Source organism: Bacillus sp. D48C, from assembly GCF_053345735.1.
Genome location: NZ_JBKFAQ010000003.1, coordinates 563,630 through 569,629 on the forward strand (window position 1 = coordinate 563,630; position 6,000 = coordinate 569,629).

Annotated in this window: 7 protein-coding genes; 3 read left to right on the forward strand and 4 right to left on the reverse strand. The window is 36.4% G+C overall.

From position 1 onward, the window contains the following. The first annotated feature begins 90 nt into the window (after window positions 1–90). The gene (gene galU, locus ACLBXA_RS11700) at window positions 91–978 is read left to right on the forward strand and encodes a UTP--glucose-1-phosphate uridylyltransferase GalU (RefSeq protein WP_000757823.1); all 888 of its coding nucleotides are present in this window, start codon (window positions 91–93) and stop codon (window positions 976–978) included. Between the two features lie 45 nt (window positions 979–1,023). Here the strand turns inward: galU and ACLBXA_RS11705 are convergent, their stop codons facing one another. Both ACLBXA_RS11705 and ACLBXA_RS11710 read right to left on the reverse strand, forming a co-directional pair. Next, complete coding sequence (locus ACLBXA_RS11705) at window positions 1,024–1,617, reverse strand: biotin transporter BioY (RefSeq protein ID WP_001252163.1); 594 nt, start codon at window positions 1,615–1,617, stop codon at window positions 1,024–1,026. 50 nt (window positions 1,618–1,667) lie between these two features. Beyond that, a complete protein-coding gene (locus ACLBXA_RS11710; RefSeq protein ID WP_000810323.1) occupies window positions 1,668–2,411 on the reverse strand; it encodes a DUF3298 and DUF4163 domain-containing protein in 744 nt (247 codons plus the stop codon). Between the two features lie 95 nt (window positions 2,412–2,506). On the opposite strand from ACLBXA_RS11710, the gene ACLBXA_RS11715 reads away from it, so the two are divergent. After that, window positions 2,507–2,890 carry a hotdog fold thioesterase gene (locus ACLBXA_RS11715; protein WP_001140616.1) on the forward strand — a complete coding sequence of 128 codons (384 nt, stop codon included), beginning with the start codon at window positions 2,507–2,509 and terminating at the stop codon, window positions 2,888–2,890. A 39-nt stretch (window positions 2,891–2,929) separates the two neighbouring features. Here the strand turns inward: ACLBXA_RS11715 and ACLBXA_RS11720 are convergent, their stop codons facing one another. Beyond that, window positions 2,930–4,306 (reverse strand): glycine--tRNA ligase, encoded by a 1,377-nt coding sequence (locus ACLBXA_RS11720; RefSeq protein ID WP_000287148.1) that lies wholly within the window; start codon window positions 4,304–4,306, stop codon window positions 2,930–2,932. A gap of 346 nt (window positions 4,307–4,652) precedes the next feature. Next, entirely contained in the window at window positions 4,653–5,366 is a 714-nt protein-coding gene (locus ACLBXA_RS11725) for a DNA alkylation repair protein (RefSeq protein WP_000553316.1), read from the reverse strand. 117 nt (window positions 5,367–5,483) lie between these two features. Here ACLBXA_RS11725 and ACLBXA_RS11730 point away from each other — a divergent pair, with 117 nt between their 5' ends. Next, window positions 5,484–5,951 (forward strand): hypothetical protein, encoded by a 468-nt coding sequence (locus ACLBXA_RS11730; protein ID WP_000390065.1) that lies wholly within the window; start codon window positions 5,484–5,486, stop codon window positions 5,949–5,951. The last annotated feature ends 49 nt before the right edge of the window (window positions 5,952–6,000 follow it).

The following is a 6,000-nucleotide window of genomic DNA, read 5'->3' on the forward strand; positions in this document are numbered from 1 at the left end:
TAGTAAGGAACAAAAGGGAGCGAAATCTCCCTTTTGTTTTATGTAGGAAATGATTGCTATTAATTCCGACAGGAGAGAGGGTATTTTGTGATGAAAAAAGTAAGAAAAGCGATAATCCCAGCAGCTGGATTAGGAACACGTTTTTTACCAGCAACGAAAGCAATGCCGAAAGAAATGTTACCGATAGTAGATAAACCAACGATTCAATACATTGTAGAAGAAGCAGTGAAATCGGGAATCGAAGATATTATTATCGTTACTGGTAAAACAAAGCGCTCTATCGAAGATCATTTTGATAACGCATTTGAACTAGAACAAAACTTATTAGAGAAGAAAAAATATGAGTTGCTTGAAAAAGTACAAGCTTCTTCAAAAATGGTAGATATTCATTACATCCGTCAAAAAGAGCCGAAGGGACTAGGACATGCTGTTTGGTGTGCACGTAAATTCATTGGTGATGAGCCATTTGCAGTGTTACTAGGTGATGATATTGTCCAAGCTGAGAAACCATGTTTACGTCAATTAATGGATGAGTATGAAAAAACACTTTCTTCTGTTATTGGTGTACAAACTGTTCCAGAAACAGAAACACACCGTTACGGAATTATCGATCCATTAGAACAAGAAGGTCGTCGTTACCAAGTTCGCAATTTCGTTGAGAAACCAGCACAAGGTACAGCACCTTCAAACTTAGCGATTATGGGCCGTTACATTTTAACGCCTGAAATCTTTATGTTCTTAGAACAGCAACATGTCGGTGCTGGCGGTGAAATTCAGTTAACAGATGCAATCCAAAGCTTAAATGAAATCCAACGTGTATTTGCTTACGATTTCGAAGGAAAGCGCTACGATGTAGGTGAAAAGCTAGGATTCGTTCAAACGACAATTGAAATGGCCCTGCAACACCCAGAATTACGTGATGACATGGTTGCGATGATGAAGAAAATTTTAGAAGAACAAGCGAATCAAGAGTCTTAATATAAAAAAGAGTTATTTCAGCTTGTTGAAATAACTCTTTTTTTATTATGAAATCGTCGAATGAGAATGCTGATAAGCAGAACGACGCACAGCATAGTATATGCGAGGTGCGATAATAGCACCGATAATTGTAAATGCAATATCTTTTACTGCGAACCACATCATAATCATCCAAGCAGCTTTATAACTCATATTACCGCCCATAAAGAGATTGACTGCCCCGTACATGTAAGTAGTACCGATTATATAAGTTAAAATAATTCCTGTGAAAGAGGCAATAGCAAATGTAATGAATGTTGGTCTTTCTTTTTGTTCTACTAGTTTTCCCGATACGTAAGCAACGATAATAAATGCGATAATAAAACCACCAGTAGGATCTAAAAGTGCTCCAAATCCAGCTTTGAAGTTAGCAAAGATTGGTGCGCCGGCTACGCCAACGAGCATATATACAGTCATGGATAAGGCACCAAGTCTACTTCCAAGAAGAAGACCTGCTAAAATTGCGAAAAATGGTTGCATAGATAATGGGATGCCCGCTACTTGCAGGAATGGTGCCCAAGATACAATATTTGCACCAATGGCCATAAGAGCGACGAACATGGCAGCTAATGCTAAATCTAAAACATGAAATCTCCTCATAATGTTAACCTCCTGTTGTTTTTAGGTTAACATTATCGTAGCGAAAATATTTACTTGTTGTCAATCAAAATATTTTGATAAGAAGGCTTTAAATAGTCTCTTAGCAATGTATATGGAATACGAAATTGCGGAATTCCACTTGAATACGGAGCAATTTCATATAAAGGGAAATAAATGACGAGATTGTCTGGCTCTAAAAAGAAGTGAAACTTTTTCATACTCATTACCTTTTCAGTTGCATCAGGAAAATAAATACTTTCATTTTGTTTAATTTGTCTTACGATCTCTGCACGGATTACATCTTTATATTTATCTTTTTGTTGAAATAAATCGTCTAAGTGCAGTAGCTTTTTTTCGTTTAAATCAAATGTATTTGCCTTCCACGTATAAAGACCATGTGCTCCGCCAGTATATTGATAGTAATTCACATATAGGCTAAGAAAAGGTGGTTTGTTTAATGAGACTTTATAATCGACATTTGCTACGTACGGATGAAATGGTGTACTAGATCCTTCTGTCTCTTTATAATATTTTTTTGCTTCTTTTTCTAATTTTTTTTTAAATTTGTCAGTGGATTTTTTGTAATATAAATTGAGCTTATTTTGAAATTTAGAGTCAGAAAAGTTGTGAAAAGAAGGCCTATTTATTTGATATTCTATATAAGGTTTCTTACCTTTTTGCGTTACAGTCTTAACATCGATTGTCAGGTTAGATGCTTTGGCTGTTATTGCACAATTTGGTACAATAGTCAGCAAGGAGAACATAAGCAGTAATATACAAAATTTCTGTTTCATTTAGGTGAAGCCTCCTTATATAAGTGTTATAAGTAGTTTGAAAATAAATAGGTAAAATTATACATTTAATTAAAGTAAGAGAAGGAGGAAGCGATATGGCAAAAACTTTAATGGATTCACTTGGAATTGAGTTGTTAGAGATGACAGAAGAAAAGGTGGTTGCTACGATGCCTGTTGATGAGCGTACGCATCAGCCGTTTGGATTTTTACATGGTGGTGCATCGGTTGCATTAGCAGAAACAGTGGCAAGTGTTGGTTCATACAATTTGATTGATCAAGAAAAATGTATTTGTTTCGGATTAGAAATTAATGCAAACCACATTCGCTCAAAGAAAGATGGAATTGTAACAGCGATTGGGACACCGATACATAGAGGACAATCGACAATGGTTTGGGATGTTCGCATTATTGATGAAAATGATGATTTACTATGTATATCAAGATGTACAGTAGCAATTAAAGAAAAACGTGAAAAGTAAAAAAGAGGCGCTCTTATGAGCAGCCTCTTTTTCTTATAATTAGAACTGGATTTTCTTCTCTAAGAAACCTTTTAGTTCGCTAATTGGCATACGAACTTGTTCCATTGTGTCACGGTCACGTACTGTAACAGCTTTGTCTTCAACTGAGTCGAAGTCGTATGTGATACAGAATGGTGTACCGATTTCGTCTTGACGACGGTAACGTTTACCGATAGAACCAGTTTCATCAAAGTCTACCATGAAGTCTTTAGCTAATTCTGCAAATACTTCAGTAGCACCTTCAGATAGCTTTTTAGATAATGGTAAGATAGCTGCTTTGTATGGTGCTAAAGCAGGGTGGAAACGAAGAACTGTACGAGAATCGTTTTCTAATTGTTCTTCTTCATATGCATCACATAAGAATGCTAATGTTACGCGGTCTGCGCCTAAAGATGGCTCGATGCAGTATGGTACGTAACGCTCATTCGTTTGTGGATCGATATAGTTAAAGTCTTCGTTTGAGTGTTCCATGTGACGTTTTAAGTCGAAGTCTGTACGAGATGCAACGCCCCAAAGTTCGCCCCAACCGAATGGGAATTTGAATTCAATGTCAGTTGTTGCATTACTGTAGTGAGATAACTCTTCTTCACCGTGGTCACGAAGACGCATGCTCTCTTCAGTCATACCAAGTGAAAGTAACCAGTTTTTACAAGTTTCACGCCAGAATGCGAACCACTCTAAATCTTCACCAGGCTTACAGAAGAATTCAAGTTCCATTTGTTCGAATTCACGTGTACGGAATGTGAAGTTACCAGGCGTGATTTCGTTACGGAAACTCTTACCGATTTGGCCAATACCAAATGGAAGCTTTTTACGCATAGAGCGTTGAACGTTTTTGAAGTTTACGAAAATACCTTGTGCTGTTTCAGGACGAAGGAAAATTTCGTTTGTGCTAGACTCTGTAACACCTTGGAATGTTTTGAACATTAAGTTGAACTGACGGATTTCAGTGAATTCTTCACTACCGCAATCAGGACATTTTACTTCATGTTCTTTCATTAAGTCAGCCATTTGGTCGAAAGTAAGACCGTCAACAACCATTTCAATGCCTTTTGCATCTAAAGCATCCTCAATTAATTTGTCAGCACGGTGACGAGCTTTACATTTTTTACAGTCGATCATTGGATCGTTGAAGTTACCAACGTGACCAGAAGCGATCCAAGTTTTAGGGTTCATTAAAATAGCTGCGTCTAAACCAACGTTGTGTGGAGATTCTTGAATGAATTTTTTCCACCAAGCTTTTTTAACGTTATTTTTTAATTCGATTCCAAGTGGACCGTAATCCCAAGTGTTTGCAAGACCACCGTAAATTTCAGAACCAGGGAAAACAAAACCGCGATGTTTCGCTAAGTTTACAACTTGTTCCATTGAATACATAAGAAAATCCTCCTTTTGAAAGTTAACGTATTGGCGATGATATACTCTGATACTTTGGAAACGAGCAGTATATGCTAAAAAGAACATAAAAAAACGCTCATCCCAAGGCTTATTTGCCTAGGGACGAGCGTTTGCCCGCGGTTCCACCCTAGTTGATACACAAAAGGTGCATCCACTTTATCATGTATTGCTCGGGACTGCCGTTTCCTTGCGGCTTCAGGCTTTCACTATCCCTGAATCGCTTTTTATGCAAGTACTTATAAGTCCGTCATCGCTACTTATATTAATAATAATGAACATATTCTAACACGTTCTTTTTTAAATCTCAATAGAGGAACGTGTCTATCTATGATAGAGTCTCGCCTATTTTTTCATTATTTATTCCGTAATTTTGTTTAATATGCTTAATTGCTTCACGCTTACTTAATGGAGCGAGTTCATTGTTTTGCACGTATTCCCAAACTACATCCGGATTTGTTTTTGCATATTCACGAAGGACCCAGCCAATCGCTTTTTGAATGAAAAATTCTTTTGAAGAATGTAGTTGCCCAATAATCCAGAAAAGAAGTTCTTCATCCATCTTTTGTTTATATTTCAGTTGGAATAAAATAGCGGCACGTTGTAACCATATGTTATCTGATGCAATCCATTTTGGAATATACGCAGAAATTAATTCTGGGTGTTTTAAAAAGATAGTACCTAAGAATGTAGGGACGATGCTATCGACAGAGTCCCACCAAGATTTTGTGACAATAAGTTCTTCTAAGAAGGGGATATGAGTTTCGTTTATATGCTTTTTATATTTTTGCATGATATCAAGTGCGGCCGCTTGGAATTCACGTTCTGGTAAGTCCCAAAGCTCGCGTACAATAATTTGGAAGTCTTTTTTATCTGGGAGAGTATGTATTTGAATGACGTCTTTTAATAATTGACGCCTTTCCGGTGTTTGAATACCTAGAAATGGGAAGTGATTTTTCATATAACGAGTCATAGGTTCTGCTTTTTCAGGATTTTGATGAGCTGTAAAATGCTCTTGTAATGCTTTTACAAATGGATGCATACGTGTTTCTCCTCTCTTATTCTCTTTCTTCTCTTATTATACAAAGAGTTTGGATAAATTTTAAAACATAACTTGCAATGTAATGAAATATGTTGAAAGTAGAGAGGAGAGGATAAGATGGAGGATCAAGGCGTACTAGCAGGTTTCTTTGCTCTTAGTTTTGCGTTTATTCTTGTTGTATTGATTTGGGCAATTATTGCGTATTTATTAACGGCTTTTGCACTGTATACGATGGCGAAAAATGATGGTGCAACGGATGGTGCTCTTGCGTTTATTCCTTTTTTAAATAGTAAGATATGGGGTGATTTAGCAAAAGACAAATTACCGGATTTCTTAAAAGAAGAAGCGGGATGGAAAGTATTCGGCATATATGTCGCATGTTTCATTTTTAACTTCGTACCAATTCTATATTTATTAGCAACAGCTGTATCGATTGTGCTGTCTATTTATCTTATCTACGCAATTTTAGATAGATACGGAACGAATTCTATATTGTTTACGATTATTCATACAATCACATTTTCGGTTTTCTTACCGATTCATTTATTTATTATTCGAAATGAACCGGTGAGATATAAAGAGTAGATTTTTCGTTTCTGTTGATAAGTCGATATATTTTAGATATAAGTAAAAA

Excerpts from the sequence above, each read along its gene's own strand:
- ACLBXA_RS11710 (WP_000810323.1), bottom strand. The coding sequence starts at position 2,411 with ATGAAACAGAAATTTTGTATATTACTGCTTATGTTCTCCTTGCTGACT.
- ACLBXA_RS11720 (WP_000287148.1), bottom strand. The coding sequence starts at position 4,306 with ATGTATTCAATGGAACAAGTTGTAAACTTAGCGAAACATCGCGGTTTT.
- ACLBXA_RS11730 (WP_000390065.1), top strand. The coding sequence starts at position 5,484 with ATGGAGGATCAAGGCGTACTAGCAGGTTTCTTTGCTCTTAGTTTTGCG.
- galU (WP_000757823.1), top strand. The coding sequence starts at position 91 with ATGAAAAAAGTAAGAAAAGCGATAATCCCAGCAGCTGGATTAGGAACA.
- ACLBXA_RS11715 (WP_001140616.1), top strand. The coding sequence starts at position 2,507 with ATGGCAAAAACTTTAATGGATTCACTTGGAATTGAGTTGTTAGAGATG.
- ACLBXA_RS11725 (WP_000553316.1), bottom strand. The coding sequence starts at position 5,366 with ATGCATCCATTTGTAAAAGCATTACAAGAGCATTTTACAGCTCATCAA.
- ACLBXA_RS11705 (WP_001252163.1), bottom strand. The coding sequence starts at position 1,617 with ATGAGGAGATTTCATGTTTTAGATTTAGCATTAGCTGCCATGTTCGTC.